The sequence below is a fragment of the Hungatella hominis genome (assembly GCF_014288005.1).
Lineage (GTDB): Bacteria > Bacillota > Clostridia > Lachnospirales > Lachnospiraceae > Hungatella > Hungatella effluvii.
The window spans coordinates 286,213-304,427 of record NZ_JACOPB010000006.1; the positions used below are offsets into that span (position 1 = coordinate 286,213).

The following is an 18,215-nucleotide window of genomic DNA, read 5'->3' on the forward strand; positions in this document are numbered from 1 at the left end:
AAAACAAAGAGTCCGGTTCGCCGGACTCGCGCGCCGGAGTGACCTCACTTCGTGCGGGGCCGCACTCCGTTGGGTCAGACCCCGCGGTCGCTTCAGCGGCCATATTCCCTAAGCGCGGAGTGCGCATCCCCCCGGAGGGTTATTGTTTCATAGGACGAACCATCCTATGAAACAATAAAGCTGTCACACGTCATAGTTCCTTTTGATATTGTAAATCCGGCTCCGCCGCCCGAGTAAGCGGCATCCGCCACCTCGATCAGCTTCTCCCCGTTCACTGAGAATTCCAGTTTCTCCTGATGGGCCGCAAAGGTAAGCGTATATCCCACATCCTCCTGATAGGAGTAGGGTACCTCCGCCAAAATCACCCGTTCCCGGTCCTTCTGTACATATACCACGGCGCGGCTGTAATCCATGAGCGCAGCTCCATAGTACCGCTTATGGCCTCTGCTCCTCACCACCAGGCCTCCGGCCTCATGAAGGCTGTAGAAGACTGTCGATGACACGGTATAATCTTCCCATTCCCTGCTGCCGATCGTCACCAGACCATCTGCTTCCACATTGGATACACAGTAGGTATGTTTGAAATCTGCCGCAAACTGAACCGCGGAGCTGGCAAAGCCGGCCAGCCAAAGCGGATTCGTATTCCAGATGGAGGTCATCAGCATGCCTCTCTGTGCGAAGTCCGTGGGCGCTCCCTTCCAGTCGATGCTGTAGATCACCGCATCACCGTCAAAACGTTTCCCGCCAGCAATCTCATAACCCAGTTTAAAGATGGACATGCCCTTCGTATCCGGTACGGTCCACTCAAATGTCTTTTTCGTTTCATCCAGCAGAACCGCATCTCCGTACATGACTCTGACCTGATTTTCAATATCGTAATAGAGAATATACGGACGCAGAGTCACTGCCTCCTGTGAACCGGTGCGGGGAGAACCAGCCAAGCCCGCCTCCGTCACCACCTTCTGAGAGGAGTAAAGCGTCGGAGACGCCACGGTAGAGAAATTCTGTGCCAGCTTTGAGAAATCGATAAATGTCTGTGTGGAAACGTCTGCGGTCACTCCGTCCGCCACGTGGCGGCAGCGGATCAGCAGGCCGTTCTCCTCCGATATTTCATTATAATTGGAAAGCTCAATGCACGCCTGACTGCCGTGGTCGTAGTCACATACTGCAAAGCCCTGAAGAGAACCGGGGTATTCGAAGGTGTACCGTTTGTCCGATACGGAAACCGATTCCCCGTGCAGTGCGGCCGCAGCCTGAAGCACTTTTTTGCTCTCTATCACCGCATCAGAGACAACAGACCCGCCATCCGAGGTAACGACATACATCAAATCGGCCACCGGCGTCCGGAAGTCCGCTCCCGCATTGATTCCATCAAGCCCCAGCCGGATTCCGTTGAACGCGCCCACATTGCCCGCGTTGCAGTCCGTATCCCAGGCAGCCGAGGAGGCGATGGAGATGGATTTCTGGAAATCGTCTCCGCCCAGCAGAATGGCCGCGATCACCATGGCGTGGTTGGGAATCATGTGACAGCAGCCCGGAAATACTTCATAGCCGTATTTCGGATCCAGGTAATCACGAACCTTTCTCCAGTCAGTTTCTCTGCCGCAGATATCCCGGACATCACCGATCATATCCTTTAAAACCTGATTCTGCACATAGGCCCCCGCCCGGTCCAGAAGCACGTTCACGTCTTTTTCCGTAAACGCCATCGCTTCCAGCGCCGCTAAATGGCAGGCCGCTTCGACTGCAATGCCGTCATGGCTGACGCTGGCCGCTTTTCTCACCAGACTTACCGCCAGATCCGGATCATCGGGGCAGGCCATGGCGATCGCGTCGATGAAAATCTGTGCTCCGATCTGCTCTGCCAGCGTGGTTCCATTGGTCCTGATCGCTCCGCTCTCCGGCGCCTCCATGCCGTTCTTCAGATTCAAATAAGCCGTATGCTCGGTTGACCGCCCCAGGCCGCCCCACCATAGAATCGTCCGATTCTCAATGATATAGTTCAGCCACGTGTCCCCAAACGCCTTAGCCGGCAGTTCCCTGTCATATCCATTGTCCTCCAAAGCCCTGAAAAATGCGAACGTTCCGGATATGTCGTCATCCGCCACAATTAATGGAACTCCCACCTTCTCATGAACATAGTATTTCACCTCATCAAAGGTTTCCCTGATCTTATCGTAACTCCAGCCTTCCACAGGGCGGCCTAAATAGACACCGATAATCTTCCCCAGCACGCCCGCATAAATCTGTTCTCTATATTTTAATACACTCACGCTTTTTTCCTCTCAATCCTTCTTATTCCTGCGGGAGCAGATGCGTTTGACCTCAAAGCCATCCGCCAGGATCGCTCCGGAATCCACTACAAAGCCCGCTCCGCCGCACAGGTAACTCTCATCCTGTCCGCTCACCGCTGTTTTCCCATCCACTGCCAGAGACAGCCGCGGGCCATCCAGAGTAAAGGCAAGCTCCCGGGTATCGTCAATTTCAAAATCAAAGGCAGCTTCCGCCACTACGGTGCGTTTTGCATCGCACTGCTTGTAGATCACAGCCTTTTTATCCTTCAGCACTGCCCCGTAATACCTTCTGTGTCCCTTTGCCCGGGCCACAAGCCCTGCCGCATCCTGCTGGGAAAATGTAATCACCGATTTCACAGAATAGTTATCCCAGTCCATGGTACCCGTCGTCACAACACCGTTAGGCGCCGCATGGGAGATGGAAAATGTCGTTGTATAATCCGGGCAGAAATGATCCGCAGATGAGACAAATGTCTTCAGCCATGATGTGGTCGTCGTCCACGGAGTCAGGGTCGGCGTCATTTCCATGGATCTTCCCATGCGGTAGCACTCCGGCGCCCCCGACCAGTCGAGAGATTTGATAATCACGGAACCATCCAGACGGGAACCGCCTGCCGCGCCGCTCATCCCTTCCATCGGACTTCCAGGCCGTTCTCCGCGCGCACCGCTTCTTAAGGACATCCCCAGCCGGTAGATGGCGTGGCCGCCCACATCGGGAATCCGCCATTTTATCTGATTATCTCCGTCGTTAAGCTGGAAGGCGCTGCTGGATAAGGTCTCCAGCTCATCTTTCTCATTAAAATACTCGATGAAAAAGGTAAAGGCAGGGCTTACCGCTTCCGCCGCTATAACGGCCTTCACTTCCTGGCCGCTGTACAGAGATGGGGAACAGAGCACGTCAAAGTAGCTGGTCCCTTCCTTTCCCTTCGGCTGAAGGTCTATAAAAGTATCGATACAGGCGGTCGCATGCACCCCAGGCCCTAAGCCGCGGTAAGAAAGGCGGCATCCATACTCTTTCGTCTCCTCATTACCATTCTGCGGATCGCAGTGCCGGGGACTTTCCACCAGATTATCGATTCCGCACAGTACCTGTTCTTCCGTATTCTTATCGTAAGGAACAATCCCCTGAACGGCGCCCGGATATTCGAAGGCCAGACGCTCCTCCGGGAAATCAACCGGCTCATATTCCAGACGGCAGGCCGCCTTTAAGATTTTCCTGGTCTCCTGCACCGCATCTGAAATGCAGGAACCTCCATCGCTGGTGACCACATACAACCGGTCCGCCACAGCCTTTCTCAAATCCGTGCTCGTGCGAAAACCTTCGAGGCCCAGCCGGATTCCATCCAGACAGCCGACATTGCCGGAATTACAGTCCGTATCCCAGCCGGAACTGCAGGCGATCATACACGCTTTGTTAAAATCATCGCCGCCCATGATAAATGCCATCAAAAGAGTCAAATGGTTTGTCACCATCGGACAGTTACCGGGATACTTCTCATATCCATGGTGATCTGCGATCCACTGTCTCACTTCCCTCCAGTCAGACGCCTTGGCACACTGTTCCCTGACCGCTCCGACCAGTCGGATAAATTCAGGATTTTCTATGTAGGCAAGCCCCGCATCCAGCAGCCTGTCGATATCCTTCTCCACAAAGGCCAGCGACTCCATAACAGCCAGATAAACCGCTGCGTCGATGGCGATTCCGTCGTGGCTGACGCCGGCCGCTTCCCTGGCCATCTTAGCCGCCCGCTCCGGATTGCCCGGATTTGCCATGGCCCATGTGTCGATAAAAATCTCCGAGCCGATCTGTTCCGCCATGCTCCGACCGTTTAACTCGATGGAACCGCTCTTAGGAGCCCTGATTCCATTTTTAAGGCGCAGATACGCGGTGTGCTCCGTGCTTCTCGAGAGGCCGCCCCACCAGAGGATGGTCTCATTCTCAATAATATAATTTAACCAGCTGTCTCCGATCTGCTCCGACCGGATATCCGGATCAAACTTGTTGTCCTCCAGACTCCTAAAGAACGCGAAGGTTCCCGAGATATCGTCGTCCGGAACGATGAGCGGCGCGCCCGTCCTGTGATTTTTATAGTAGTTGATCTCACCGAAGGTGTCCCGGATGGCCTCATAGGTCCAGCCCTCTACCGGACGTCCCAGGTAAACGCCGATGATCTTTCCCAATACACCGGCGTAGATGTCATTTTTGAAACGAGCTATGTTTTTCATTTTGAATTCCTCCATTTATATCTGAGAGTGCCCTTAATTTTCTCTCTGTCTTTCTGCCCGCAGGGCAGTATTAGTGCCTCCCGGTGTATTTACGCCGGGTAGCACCTAGCCTTTCACAGCTCCGCTCACCATACCGTCTACAAAGTATCTCTGAGCGCAAAGGAAGAAGACGACGATCGGCGCGATCAGGATTACCGAGGATGCCATCAGAATCGACATGTTGGATCCGTAGCTTCCGTTCATAGACAGAAATCCTAAAGTAGCAGTAAAGTTCTTTTCCCCCTGTAAGAAGGTACTGGATACAAGATATTCATTCCAGGACTGAAGGCCGATCAGAATTCCAACCGTGATTAACCCTGGCGAAACCACCGGACGCATCACGTGCCAGATCACCTGTCCTGTGTTGGCCCCGTCAATTCTGGCCGCGTCCTCCAGTTCCTTCGGCACATTTAAGAAAAATGTTCTCATCAGAAATACCGACAGCGGCATAAACATAGCCGACAGAATCAGACTGGTTGCCGGAATATTTCCAATCAGGTTAAGCTTTGCAAAAGCATAATACAGCGGGAATAAGAACAACTGAATCGGAACAGTCATCGCCATCATAAAGTAGGTGAGTATGATGCCGCTCCCCTTGATCCGGTAACCCGACAGCACATAGCCCGCCAGAGTGGAACAGACCAGAATGATGAGAATCGTACAGCCGCTCAGCTTGATACTGTTGATAAACCCATGGGCAAATTTACCTGTCGTCCACGCCTGGATAAAATTCTCCAGATGAAGCACTTTGGGAATCGACAATGGATTCCTTACGATTTCAGCATTTGTCTTAAATGCGTTGATGACCACCAGCGCAATCGGAAGCAGGCAGATAAGCAAAAGCAGAATCAATACAAAATGAATCAGCACATTGATCCATATTCTTTTCTTTTTCGAAGAAACTCCCATATTCTCCTCCTAATCCATGTTTTCTTTGCGGCTCATTCGCGTATAAATCAGAGAAGCAATCAACCCAAAAAAACTCATAAAGAGACCAACCGCGGCCGCCTTGCCTACCTTCATCTCACTAAATGCAAAGGAGTAGGCGTATGTACCAAGTACCTCTGTCGAATGTGCCGGACCTCCGCCGGTCAGCAGCTTGACGTAATCAAATGCAAGGAAGGAACCAATGACTATCATGACAAACATCAGATTTACCGTGGACTTAATATTCGGCAGATAAATGTAGCGGAATAACTGCCAGCCATTACAGCCGTCAATCCTGGCCGCCTCCACCTGATCGGTCGGTGTCTGTCGTAATGCCGCCAGATAAATAACGGTCAAATAACTCCAGTAATGCCAGATATCTACGCCCGCACAGGCAAATATCGCACTTTTCATGCTGGCAAGAGGCGATCCTAAGTCGATTCCAAAATTCTTTAAAAATGAAACAACACCAACAACCGGGCTGAAAATCACATTCAGCCACAGCATGGCATTTACCGCCGGAGCCAGAACGTAAGGAATTAAAAAGGCCACCTGATAGATACTTCTCGTCTTCGATCTCGATAAGAGAAGCATCGCGGCCAGCATACCGATACACACCGGAATTGTGATGAACATAATGGTCCAGATTAAGTTGTTGCGGATTGCCAAAAAGAAAATCCTGTCGTGAAACAATTCTTTAAAATTCTGCAGCCCTATAAAATTAAAATTCTGCGAAATACCGTTATAATCCGTAAAGGAATAGACGATGGTCATGATTCCCGGGAGCAGGATAACGGACACGCTGATAAGCAGCGCCGGAGCAATCAAAAGATAATTCCAGTTTATCTTTTTACTCTTCATTGGAAACCTCCTCTTCATTGGAGAAAAATGACCGGTATGCTGTTTTCTTCCTGCATACCGGCCATCTCCCTTCTTCCCTTTTTAAGTTGCCTGTGCTGTACTGATATCAGTTCATTGCCGGTTCCGGAATTGGAGGTACAAGGCCCTTAGCCAGTGCTTCCGCAAAATCCTTGTCTACCTTATCCAAATATTCGGATACCGGTACCGTATCGTACCAGACATCCTCAATGTTCACCATACTCTGCTGTGTGGAAGCCGGGAAAAATACATTGTCATAATATCCAAAGTTTCCTTTATCCACGGCAGCTGAAATATTTTTTACAACGTCAACAAAGGACTGTGATAAATATCCCATTTTGCTGGTGTCAATGGTGGTTAAATCTTTCAGCGGAGTTCCCCAGTATCCCGGCCATGCGGTTGTCATCTCCTGCATGAATTCCGGCTGGAACATCATATCAATAATCTTAGCCGCCTCGTCCTTATGCTCCTGGCTTACATTAGCATTAATGGACAGGGTACAGGAAGCGCCCAGAGTATACGTTTCATTGGGAACCGTCTCTGTGGAAGGGAATGGGATAAACGCAATATTTTCTGTCTTATCTCCGGTAAAGAAAGACGCTGCCCACTGGAATGCGATTGACGGCCCAATAAAGAACGGAGCTTTTTCATCAGATAAAAGCTGCAGCGATTCACTGAAATTTAAGTTTACATAATCATCACCTGCAAGATATCCTTTATCCCACCATTCCTTTGACTTTTCAATCGCTGCGGTGACATTCGGATTGTTCCATTTTTCTTCTCCGGTCAGACATTTGTACATGGTCTCCGGTCCTGCTACATGAGTTAAAAATACGGAAGCATAGTTTTCATTCACTGGTTTCCAGCCCTTGTTTCCCGTAACAGATGCATACAATCCCTTTGCGAGGGCGTCATCCATGATCTTCTCCATGTCTTCGATCGTCTTCGGAACTTCCCAGCCGTTATCAGCCAGTACCTTCTTATTATAAAAGACTCCCATCGTGCTGACACCGCTGATTAAACTGTACAGTTTTCCGTTCACGGTTCCAGATTCATAGAACGGCTTCAGGATCCGGTCACTCCACCCGTACTGTTCGGAATAGGTATCCAGCGGCTCCAGTTTTCCTGCCTCTACAAGCGGCATAACGAAAGATGGACCGGAACCATATACGATATCGGGTCCCTGATTTGCTGCCAGTGCAGTTGACATATCCGTATCAACCGATGGTCTGAATTCGATAGCCAGCTTATACTTATCCTGAGAGCTGTTATACTTATCTGCCAGGATTCGCTGCATCGCTTCCTGTGCGTATGGCTCTGCGCCCCAGAACCACAAAGTGATCTCTTCACGCCCCTTTAAATCCTGGCTTGCTGTTGTCGTCTCAGCCGCCGCCGTCTTACCCGCTGCTGCCGTAGTACCTGCCGCATCGCTCTCCGGCGTGCTGGTTGTGGAAATGCTGCACCCTGACAAAAGAGTTCCAACCATGGCAACTGATAAAGCTGCTGCAAAAATTCTTTTTTTCATTTACTTTTCTCTCCTTTTTCACTGAAATTTTCACGGTACCTTTGAGCACTTGATAAATTTGTGATAAATATTTCTGTAATTTCATTATATCATTTTATCTACTTTTGTCAATACGAAAAATGAATTCAGAATTTTCATTTTCCCTCTGTATTTTAATGGTGATTTATTCTTATTTATCAGTTATTTTAATATATTTTTTGTACATATAATCCAAATTTACGCAGATAAACAGGAGTTAAACTGATTCTTTTATTTTTTCCTGTTTTATTTATTCAAATTCGCCGTTGACAAAACGCAAAAAAATAAAGACAGGAAACGAATCAATACTCTTCGTTTCCTGCCTTTGTAATATGTGGTATTTAACTTTTATTTAGCTTTTATTTATCCGTTATTTATCTATCAATCGACTTTTCCTTGCTGCTTATTGCGAATTACGGCGTTTCATCTTTTTTCACTGTGTCTTACCGCATTTCACTGCGCTTTGCTGAGCTCTGATTCATCTCTCCCACCGAATCACGCTCCACCACAAACGGCGTAAAATAATAGTTTCTGGCCGGTTCCGGTTCATCGGCGGCCGGCTCCTCGATTCTTCGCAGCAATACTTCAACCGCCTTGGAGGCCATCGTATCGGTATTCTGGTCCACACTCGTCAGCGGCACGTCCATAAGGCCGCACAGCTCCGTATTGTCATAGCCGATCACCGATAAATCACCGGGTATGGAAAGGTGATGCTCCTTTGCAAAGAGATACACGCCATAGGCCATCAGATCATTGCCTGCAACCACCGCGGTAACGCCTTTTTCCCACAGGATCTCCATCCCCCCCCGTCCTGACTCTATATCGTAATTTCCGTAATAGACAAGATCTTTATCAAATGGAATCTTCGCCGCGGCCAGTGCTTCGCGGTATCCCTCCACACGCTTTCTGGAGGTGTAAACATTCACCTCGCCTACGAGGCACCCGATTCCGGTATGGCCGTGCTTAATCAAATATTCCGTGGCAATCCGCCCGCCATGTTTGTTGTCCGCCGTCACAAAGTCACAGAACACCGCATACGCCGCCCGATCCAGCAGCACCATGGGAACTCCGCTCTTCTGCAGCGATTTTAGCAGCTTCACATTTTCTTTATCCATCGTTCTGGGCGGTATGATGATGATCCCATCCACGTTCTTGGCCATCAGCCCTTCCACCGCCATATAGAAGCACTGGATATCGTCATTAGTATAACACTGAAAGACTGTGTATTCCTGGTAAAACGCATGTCTTGACGTTTCCTCCGCCAGCCTGTGATAAAAAGAACTCATCACGTCCGGCACCACCATGCCGAGCGTCTTCACCTTCTTAAACTCCGAAAAATCTATTTCCGATTCCTTCTGAAACTGCATTTCTCTGGCGACCCGAAGGATATGCTCCTTCGTGTCCTCCGCAATTCTGGAAGGGCGGTTATTTAAAACCAGTGACACCGTGGTGGGCGATACCCCTGCCGCTTTTGCAATGTCTTTTACTTTTACTTTCAATGTTATCCCTCCCAATGGTTAGTTGATAAATATATTTATCAATAATATATAATATTTATCAGATGACGTCAACTGTTTTCTTCTTTTCTCATGATTCTTTACATGCAAAATGAAAATATCCGGTAAATCCCTGCAGCAGGAGATTTACCGGATACCAAAACAGTACGTCAGACTCTGCTTACATACCGCTCTCTGCCATACATTTTTCTTCTCTGTGGCGCACAAGCCGGGCTTCCATCAGCTTATCGGCAAGATCATCGAAGGATATGCTATTTATTTCCTCAATTCTTTGCACCACCTCCCGTGTAATACCCTCTCCCTCATTAAAAGCGCCGCATATCCCGCAAGCAATAGCTGCAATCGTATCTGTATCTCCTCCTGCCCGTACCACATATTCCGCACATTTCTGCAGATCAGCTTTTGCCAGACAGACAAAAGAAATAGCAGCCGTTACGCTCTCCTCTACAGGAAGTCCGGTTCCGATAATATCTGCAATAAAAGCTATAACCTCATCCTCCGTATGTTTTTTCATATACTCTTGGCAGAGTTCCAGTCTGGCGCTGACAGAGGGGGCTCCTATCTGATTTCCTAATACGCGGCCTCTCTCAGCCGCCTTTCGGGCAAAGCCAAGCATCTCCTCAAGCTTTTTGTCAGCAGACTGTCCCCCTTTTTCCGTCTTTTCGCATTCCCGTGTGCTCCTGATATTTGCCGCATAACAAACTGCAGCAGCCACTGCACAGGCTCCGCTGATGGCAGGTGATGTATTGTGGGTCGGCAGGCAGAGCCTCCTGACATCTTCTATTAAGTCGTCCAGATCTTTCATCTCATGAAGCAGTCCAATCGGAAGAATCTTCATCGCCGCTCCATTAGTGGTCCCTGTCACCCCAGTTTCTTCCATCGGAACACCAGCGGCAATTTTCTCCATCGCCTTAGCCGTGCTCGGTCCGATTACTGTATTACTCTTTGAGGATGTCTCCGCCCATGCTTTCAATAACTCCATGAATTTTCCAGGATCCACTTGTCCCCCACTGCCGCTCAGCATATCTATAACAAGAATCGTATTTATTGTATCATCTGTTACTTCGCAGGCTTTAAGCCCCTTGGATATAAAATTATTATCAGCCCCCGGCAAATGTTCCCGAATTCTTCCGTACTCTGCAGCAATTTTTTCCCGGTTCCACATCTCCACTGGCATCCCAAACGAATCGCCAAAGGCTATTCCAACGAGGGCGCCACGAATTCGTTTCCACAGTTCTTCCTTCGCTTCCACAGCCTTCACCTCCGCTAAAAAGTGTGTCATCCTTTACGCTCTGTCACAGATATTGACCTACCATCTCCAGATCAGGTGAAAATCTTGCTCCAAGGCCGCTGCACGTATGTGCAGCACAAGCTGTGGCAAAACCCATGGAGGACAGCAGATCTTTCCCTTTGATGCAGTAAGAATAGATGAAGCCTCCCATGTAGGAATCGCCCGCTCCCGTAGTATCAATCACATTCACCTTTTTACATGGGACTTCATACTTCGTTCCATCCCGGTCATAAGCGGCCGAACCGCCGCTGCCCAGAGTAAAGAGCAGAACTGCATCTGTATAATTTCTTAAATATCCGCAACACTCATCCAGGTTTTCAGTTCCTGTCAGATCAAAGAGCCCCTGCCTGCATGGAGCAAAGACATCGACTTCCCTGATACAGGCAAGAAGCTCTTCTTTTGATACTCCCAGACCATTCATCGTTGCCAAGCCTACCTGCATATTGAACACCGTTTCAATTCCTCGATTTCTGGCAGCAGTAACTGCCTTCATTGCCGTTTTTCCGGGGCAGAGATCTGTATAGAATACCTTCGCTTTCTCTACATAAAGCTTTTTCATATCATCAAATTCCAGTTTTTCAAAGGTATCTCCCATGTTTAGCATAATGAATTTGTCACCATTCTGATCAATAACAATATCTGTGTGAAGTGTCACCCCCTTCTCAAACACCTCCATGCACGAAGTGTCTACGCCTTCTTCTTTCAGATTATTCAGGATATCAAGCCCATACCGATCCTTCGACAAGGCTGCAATATAACCGCATTCCGCCCCTAGCCTTGCCAGTTGCACAATCACATTGCTTCCACTCCCTCCTGGCTGATATGAAGTATTTTCAACCATGCAGAAGCCATCTTTTTGCGGGAGCATATCCACCTGCATAAGAACGTCCATCGCAATCGTTCCAAGTCCGCAAACCTCCATAGAAAACCGTCCTTTCCGTCAATCAATGCCTCCCTATTTCACTCGAATTCCGCTGCAGCTCATATGACTTCCTTCCAATACAGCCAGGCCGATCCCGCCGTGTAAATACGCTTCCCCATCGTCTGCCCAGGTGATTGTCTCTCCATCGATCCCGGCAGTAATCACATTCCCGGCAACATTAACGGTAATCTTATACTCTTTGCCGTACTCCCAGTCAAACAGCTTAGATGCCATCGCCTTATATCCATTTAAATTTTTAAACACGGTTAATCTGCCTGCCGCATCGAACCCTACACCGTACGACCTCATTGCCCCCTGGCTTCTGACAATCACCATATGGTGAGTCCCAGTCATCGGTGTTATAGTAAATTCGGCCGTATAATCAGTCCAATCATACCTTCCAGTACTGATCTCGCCAAAATCACCGCATGCAATGTGGACTTGTCCATTTGCGAGATACGTATTGCCTTTCAGTTTTGTAAACTGGCTGATCTCTCTGTGCACCGTGCCAGGCCAGTATTCTTCTTCCTCCTTTGTGAAATCCACCCTGTAATCCGCAGCGCCGTCAGCATAGAGATCATCAACAAATCCAACAAAATCAAAATGTTCCATATGCTTACCTTCAATATGAAAGCACATACCCATCTCGCCAATTAATGCATCCATATTTCCCGGAATCTCGAACGTCAGTTCTTTCCACTGTCCTTTTACCAGTTCTTTAATCTCTCCCTCATATACTTTTCCTGTATGAATGTCTCTCACATACAGGCCCGCTCTCGCCTTAGGCCCGTATTCCGGAATGCATACACTTCCATGAAGAATCTGGCCTGGATAAACAAGCGGTGAGAAGCAGGGATCATAGCGGCTGTCCGAAAAGTCTTCCGGCCTGTAATAAGTCTGCTTATAAACGTAGACGTTTTCTCCAGGTTCCATAGTTCTGGCCAGGAACTTCAAGGAACGTTCCCCTGTATATGCCGTCTCATTCGTATTCATAATAGAAAGTTCTCTGTTTTCAGAGGCCTTTCTGTCGTTCGTTTCGATTCTCAGTCTCATTGCATGGGTGGAACCAGGATACTCAAAGTGGCAGCTGTCAATCCTCGATTTTGTGATTGTCTTCCACAGTTCTGGAAGCTCTGTACCCTCCAGTTCACTGGCCAGCTTCACAATGTAGGACGCCCCATAAGGGATATCCATAATATTTAACGAGCCCACTACACTGGAGCAAATGAGCAGATCATTGATCGGTTTTCTCCATTTATCATAAGAAATGCCTTCCAACCCGCAGATTACTCCCATAATCGTCGCTACATTTCCCACGTTGCAGTCTGTGTCCCAACCGCAAAGATTACAGATCTCCAGCGTACGGTCAAATTCACCATTTCCATACAGGAGAGCCAGAATCATCACCGCAACATTGGGAATAATATGGCAGTTTCCAGGATATTTGTCATAACCATAATTATCATGTATAAAATGATAACACGCTCTCCAGTCATCCGGATGGCCCGCATGATACTTCATAACAATTCGTACCACGTTTGCATACTCGCAATTCTCCGGAATATAGCTCAAACCTTTTTCTATGATTTTAACAATATCTTTTTCGTCGAACGCACGGCTAATACAGGCAGCTACAAAGATACCGCCATACACGCCGTTACCACCATGGGTTACGCTGGCAGCTTCCCTTGCCATCACAGCGGCTTTATCAGGATTTCCCGGATTTACCAGTCCCCATGTATCAATAAAAATCTGACCGCCAATCTGTTCCGCCATCGTGCTTCCATTCTGTTCGATACTCCCGCTTCTCGGCGCAGGAATGCCATTTCTCAAGTTTAAGTACGCAGTGTGCTCCGTTGATATACCAAACCCGCCCCACCAGAAAAATCCATGTTCAAAGGGGGCATAATTCAGCAGGGCTTCCGCCACATCCTGAGATTTCACATGATATCCTTTTTTGCTGTCTTCCACCGAGCGCAGGAAAAACAAAGGACCATTGCTGTCGTCATCTGCCGCAAAATTAATATAATCCGCCGGATAATGTTCCAGCCTCTCGCCAAAGATATTTTTAATCTTATCATAAGTCCAGCCTTCAACAGGCGCTCCGAACCGAATGCCGATTATCTTTGCCAGCCATCCCGCGTATATCTTTTCTATATATTCCGTCTTCATATAGTCTCCCTTTCCACTACCCTTTCACGCTTCCGCTCGTCATACCTTCAATAAATTTACGGCTGAACAGCAGATACAGTATAATAACAGGTGCAATCGTAATAACACTAGCCGTATAAATCTTCGCCATATCGCTGCCATACTCACCAGTAAATTTGACAAACCGGGTAGCCACCGGTTTGATAATCTCCGTAGTAACAAACGTATTTGACCAGAGGTACTCGTTCCACACATTCACAAACACAAGAATAGCTACAGTTAAAAACATCGGTTTTGCAATAGGCAGTGTAATTTTCATAAAGCTGTCCAGTTCATTGCAGCCATCGATCTTCGCTGCCTCCTCCAGCTCTCTGGGAATTCCCGCCAGAAACGTCTTTAAAAGCAGCATATTAAACGGTATCTGCATCGCAATGTATACCAGCATCAGCCCTACTCTGGTATCGATCAGATGAAGTTTGTTAAAGATAAAGTAATCCGGTACGATATAGAGGAATCCAGGCAGAGAGATTGCCACGAAGAAATAAGCATTAAAAAATCCTCTTCCCTTGTATTCCAGCTTGCTGATAGAATAAGCCCCCAAACCGGCCACTGCCAAAACCACGACAATTACCACTGCCGCTATCAGTAAGCTGTTAATATATGCCTGTCCGTAACCGCCGATCTTCCATGTCTCAGGGTAATTGTTAAACACCCACTGTTTCGGCAGCCCTAATGGCATCGTCTTTACCTCCCGATCCGATCGGAAGGAGTTTATGAATACCTGAAGCAGGGGCACAAGCGCAAACAGCAGCATCCCAAATAAAAATACATATTTAACGATATACCAGATACTGATTTTCTTTTTCTTACCCATTCTCAATCCCTCCCTTCTCGCTGATCACCTTCTGCACAAAATACAGTATGATGCAGATACCACACTGAATTACGCAGAGTGCATTGGCATAACCTGCCCGGTACTTTGTAAATGCATTCTTATAAATATACGTCGACATAATCTCTGTCGCATTGGCCGGACCACCGTTCGTCATAATGTAAACGTAATCGAATGTCAGGAAGGACCACATGATCGTCATAATGAGAACAAAAGCAATTGTAGGTCTGATTCCCGGAATAGACACGTGTAAAAGCTCCTGAAACCGGTTTGCTCCATCCACTCTGGCAGCTTCATAAAGTTCGGAATCAACCTGCTGAAGTGCTCCCAAAAATAACACCATGATAAATCCCCACCAATGCCAGTTGTCAACAAACGCAACCGAATACAGGGCGATCTTGGGATTTCCAAGCCAAAGTGTTTTCGCCAGCCCATCCCAGCCAAGCTTTGCAAATACCTGATTAAACCCATAATACGGGTTCATATAGGCAGTCCAGATTTTACCTGCAACCGCCGCCGATATGACATAAGGGATAAAAAATGTTGTACGAAAAATCATCTGTCCCCGGTTTAATTGGCTTACAATAATTGCTACAACAAACCCGAGAATGAGCGGTACTGTAATAAATACCAGCAGCCATTCAATGTTATGTAAGATTGCCTGTTTCACCATAGGATCCGCTGCAATCTCTTTAAAATTATCCAGGCCTATGAATTTAGCAGCTCCCAAACCGTTCCATTCATACAGTGACATAACCAGTGTGCTTAACGACGGCAGGGTAACAAGCGCAAGATGGATCGCAAAGGCCGGAAGTATAAAAAGATATGGTGTCAAATGTATTTTCTTGTTTTTCACGTATTCACCTTCCTGATAAAATACGGATGAGTGTGCGTTTCATGGGAATTCCCTTAATATTGAAACATCACTCATCCGTGTCCGATTTATTTATGATTCAGCTTTCTGCAAATCTTTTTAATTATTCAGGAAGCACCGGAGCTGTGCCACTTGCCAGCGCAGCATCGAGATATTCCTGAGATTTATTCATAAAGTCATCCACGCTGAGTACCCCTAAGAACATAGAATCCACATTTTCATTCATATAGACTCTCATGTCAGACGGATAGAATGTCCAAGAGCAGAAACCAATCTGGTTGTTCGTTTGTGCATCCATAAGCAGCTGGTACTGGTCAAACATCTTTGGGTCCATACCCTCAAGTTTGGATATGTCGAAATCCTTTAAAGGATATGGCTGATATCCTGCTTCATTAATCGATGCATAGTGACGGTCCATACTTGTAAATAAGAAATTTAATACTTCCGCTGCCAGATCCGGATTTTTAGAGTTAGCATTAATGGAATACCCACCACCTGTCGCAAACGGCAGGATGCTTCCGATCTCCGGATCTTTCGGCATCATCTCAGAATCCCAGTTACAGTCTGGATATGTAGTATTCAGCTGGTTTGAAGCCCATGTTCCGTTTATCATCATTGCTGCTCTGCCTTCTGCAAAGAAAGCCATCATGTCTTCGTTCGTAATAGACTGGGAAGCGTTGTCTCCGAGCCAGCCTTCTGTCCACCAGTCAACCATGGTCTGAATTGATGCAGTCAGCTTCGGGTCTGTAAATTTGCCTTCTCCGGTCAAGGCCTTGCGAAGAACATCCGGTCCGGCGTAACAGCTGGTAAATGTTGAATACAGCCAGTCAACCGCGCCCTGATAATTGGAGTTTCCAAACGACAGTGGTATAATCCCTTTGCCCTTCATTTCTTTCATCAGGGTGATCAACTCATCTTTTGTTTCCGGCTTTTTCCAGCCATTCTCTTCCATGACATCCATATTGTAATAAATCACCATACCTTCAAAGCTTGTCGGCAGTGAAAACAGTTTTTCATTATAGAAACAGCTGTCATAGGCCCAGTCATAAAACATATCCTGCCAGCCATATTTTGCCGCATAATCATCTAGTGCCAGAACACGGTCCGCTTTCGCGAATTCAGCGACATCGGTTGGGCCATCCAGATCCAGAATATCAGGGCCGCCACCGCCGGCAACCTCCACCTGGAGGCTTTGACGGTCATTATACATCTTGATCTCAATATCCACATCCGGAAATGCTTCCTGCAGTGGACCATCTATATATTTCTCTCTTACCGCCACCTGCGCCGCATCAGCCAAATACGTGGAAATAACCAGTTTCTCTCTTTTTCCCTCCCCCTTTGCTGTTTCAGTTTTCTCTGCTGCTGTTGTTTCTCCTGCCGCCTGTTTTTCTGTTGTCGGCGTCTCAGACGCTTTTCCGCCTGAGCAGGCAGTCAGTGACAGCAGGCTACACGCCGTCAAAGTTAATGCCAGTATCCTCTTTGTTTTCTTCATCATCTTCTTCTCCCTTCTCTTTCTTAAAATATATTTCACATAATCACCGCCACTTCTTCTCGTATTGGAAGTGATTCCTGCGCCCCTTTCCGGGTTACTGCAATTGAAGAAGCTATATTGGCAAATAGTATTGCCTCTGCCTCGCTCTGCCCCTCCGCCAGCGCTGCAACCATAGCTCCATTAAAGCAGTCTCCAGCAGCCGTTGTATCCACTGACACCACTTTTCTTGCCGGATAAAATGTCTCGCCATACCGGTTAACCAGCAAAGCGCCTCTGTCTCCCAGAGTTGCAATTACATTGCTCACTCCGCGGCCAAGCAGTTTTTCAGCCCCCTCCCTGATATCGTCTTTTCTTTTACCATTCAATGCGATAATTTCCGTCTCATTGGGGGTAAGGTAATCCACCAGCGAAAGGATTTCTTCTGGTATTTCGTCCGGTGCCGGCGCTGGATTTAAGATCACCGTCTTTCCCAGCTCTTTTGCCCGTTTCACCGAATACCAGACCGCTTCATAAGGAATTTCCATCTGAAGCACCACATAATCGCACCATTGAAATTGTTCATCCTGTTCTTTTAGATACTCAATATCACAAGCCATATTTGCGCCCGGAATTACAACAATACTATTGTCACCGTTATCATCTACATAAATTACCGCAGTTCCTGTCGGCAGTGCCCGGCTTTCTTTTATGTAATCAATCTCTACACCGGACTCAGACAGGCTCTTTACCAGCTTCTGTCCGAATTCATCCTGTCCAACACACCCCAGCATCCGGACTCTCCCGCCCAGCTTTCCAGCTGCGCACGCCTGGTTTGCCCCCTTTCCTCCAGCTTTATAAGCGATTCCTCTTCCCAAAATCGTTTCGCCGGTCACAGGCATCTTAGCCAGGTCAATGGACAGGTCCATGTTCAGACTTCCTATTACCAATATGCCCTTCTTCATCATTACCTCCGTTTGATATTATGTATAGGAAAATGTTTTCTTAAATAATTTTCATAGTTATATATTATCATATTTTTCTCGCTTGTCAATATGTTTTATCATTAATATCAACAAAAATGTTTTTAGAAATCGTTTTTTTATATATTATCTACAATATGTTTTTTTATTTTAATTGACAAAGATTCCCATCTATACCATAATAGACTTAACATATATATAGGGAG

The 18,215-nt window shown here is 47.4% G+C and carries 13 protein-coding genes; all 13 read right to left on the reverse strand.

Features of this window, described 5'->3' with window-relative positions; translation table 11 throughout:
* Positions 1-164: 164 nt before the first annotated feature.
* The 13 genes from H8S75_RS15725 to rbsK all read right to left on the reverse strand — a co-directional run bounded on the left by H8S75_RS15725 (position 165) and on the right by rbsK (position 17,994).
* Positions 165-2,273, reverse strand: coding sequence for an ADP-ribosylglycohydrolase family protein (locus H8S75_RS15725; RefSeq protein WP_187022440.1), 2,109 nt, complete (start codon positions 2,271-2,273; stop codon positions 165-167).
* Between the two features lie 12 nt (positions 2,274-2,285).
* Entirely contained in the window at positions 2,286-4,520 is a 2,235-nt protein-coding gene (locus H8S75_RS15730) for an ADP-ribosylglycohydrolase family protein (RefSeq protein ID WP_243270288.1), read from the reverse strand.
* A gap of 105 nt (positions 4,521-4,625) precedes the next feature.
* Positions 4,626-5,468 carry a carbohydrate ABC transporter permease gene (locus H8S75_RS15735; RefSeq protein ID WP_002601213.1) on the reverse strand — a complete coding sequence of 281 codons (843 nt, stop codon included), beginning with the start codon at positions 5,466-5,468 and terminating at the stop codon, positions 4,626-4,628.
* A gap of 9 nt (positions 5,469-5,477) precedes the next feature.
* Positions 5,478-6,347, reverse strand: a complete 870-nt coding sequence (locus H8S75_RS15740) for a carbohydrate ABC transporter permease (protein ID WP_002601214.1) — start codon at positions 6,345-6,347, stop codon at positions 5,478-5,480.
* A gap of 106 nt (positions 6,348-6,453) precedes the next feature.
* The gene (locus tag H8S75_RS15745) at positions 6,454-7,890 is read right to left on the reverse strand and encodes an ABC transporter substrate-binding protein (protein WP_187022442.1); all 1,437 of its coding nucleotides are present in this window, start codon (positions 7,888-7,890) and stop codon (positions 6,454-6,456) included.
* Between the two features lie 461 nt (positions 7,891-8,351).
* Entirely contained in the window at positions 8,352-9,407 is a 1,056-nt protein-coding gene (locus H8S75_RS15750; protein ID WP_243270289.1) for a LacI family DNA-binding transcriptional regulator, read from the reverse strand.
* 178 nt (positions 9,408-9,585) lie between these two features.
* A complete protein-coding gene (locus tag H8S75_RS15755; protein ID WP_187022444.1) occupies positions 9,586-10,707 on the reverse strand; it encodes an ADP-ribosylglycohydrolase family protein in 1,122 nt (373 codons plus the stop codon).
* 13 nt (positions 10,708-10,720) lie between these two features.
* On the reverse strand, positions 10,721-11,638 hold the full coding sequence (locus tag H8S75_RS15760; RefSeq protein WP_187022445.1) for a carbohydrate kinase family protein: 918 nt from the start codon (positions 11,636-11,638) through the stop codon (positions 10,721-10,723).
* Between the two features lie 33 nt (positions 11,639-11,671).
* Positions 11,672-13,810: an ADP-ribosylglycohydrolase family protein gene (locus H8S75_RS15765; protein WP_187022446.1), complete on the reverse strand. Its 2,139-nt coding sequence runs from the start codon at positions 13,808-13,810 to the stop codon at positions 11,672-11,674.
* A gap of 16 nt (positions 13,811-13,826) precedes the next feature.
* The gene (locus H8S75_RS15770) at positions 13,827-14,663 is read right to left on the reverse strand and encodes a carbohydrate ABC transporter permease (protein WP_187022447.1); all 837 of its coding nucleotides are present in this window, start codon (positions 14,661-14,663) and stop codon (positions 13,827-13,829) included.
* Positions 14,656-15,537, reverse strand: a complete 882-nt coding sequence (locus H8S75_RS15775; RefSeq protein WP_117621492.1) for a carbohydrate ABC transporter permease — start codon at positions 15,535-15,537, stop codon at positions 14,656-14,658. Before H8S75_RS15775 ends, H8S75_RS15770 begins: the two co-directional genes overlap by 8 nt.
* A 121-nt stretch (positions 15,538-15,658) precedes the next feature.
* Positions 15,659-17,053 (reverse strand): ABC transporter substrate-binding protein, encoded by a 1,395-nt coding sequence (locus tag H8S75_RS15780; RefSeq protein WP_187022448.1) that lies wholly within the window; start codon positions 17,051-17,053, stop codon positions 15,659-15,661.
* Between the two features lie 32 nt (positions 17,054-17,085).
* Positions 17,086-17,994 carry a ribokinase gene (rbsK, locus tag H8S75_RS15785; protein ID WP_349768934.1) on the reverse strand — a complete coding sequence of 303 codons (909 nt, stop codon included), beginning with the start codon at positions 17,992-17,994 and terminating at the stop codon, positions 17,086-17,088.
* Positions 17,995-18,215: the final 221 nt, after the last annotated feature.

Bases quoted from the DNA above. Each gene is read 5' to 3' on its own strand.
- H8S75_RS15730 (WP_243270288.1), bottom strand. From the start codon at position 4,520: ATGAAAAACATAGCTCGTTTCAAAAATGACATCTACGCCGGTGTATTG.
- H8S75_RS15735 (WP_002601213.1), bottom strand. From the start codon at position 5,468: ATGGGAGTTTCTTCGAAAAAGAAAAGAATATGGATCAATGTGCTGATT.
- H8S75_RS15740 (WP_002601214.1), bottom strand. From the start codon at position 6,347: ATGAAGAGTAAAAAGATAAACTGGAATTATCTTTTGATTGCTCCGGCG.
- H8S75_RS15745 (WP_187022442.1), bottom strand. From the start codon at position 7,890: ATGAAAAAAAGAATTTTTGCAGCAGCTTTATCAGTTGCCATGGTTGGA.
- H8S75_RS15755 (WP_187022444.1), bottom strand. From the start codon at position 10,707: ATGACACACTTTTTAGCGGAGGTGAAGGCTGTGGAAGCGAAGGAAGAA.
- H8S75_RS15760 (WP_187022445.1), bottom strand. From the start codon at position 11,638: ATGGAGGTTTGCGGACTTGGAACGATTGCGATGGACGTTCTTATGCAG.
- H8S75_RS15765 (WP_187022446.1), bottom strand. From the start codon at position 13,810: ATGAAGACGGAATATATAGAAAAGATATACGCGGGATGGCTGGCAAAG.
- H8S75_RS15770 (WP_187022447.1), bottom strand. From the start codon at position 14,663: ATGGGTAAGAAAAAGAAAATCAGTATCTGGTATATCGTTAAATATGTA.
- H8S75_RS15780 (WP_187022448.1), bottom strand. From the start codon at position 17,053: ATGATGAAGAAAACAAAGAGGATACTGGCATTAACTTTGACGGCGTGT.
- rbsK (WP_349768934.1), bottom strand. From the start codon at position 17,994: ATGATGAAGAAGGGCATATTGGTAATAGGAAGTCTGAACATGGACCTG.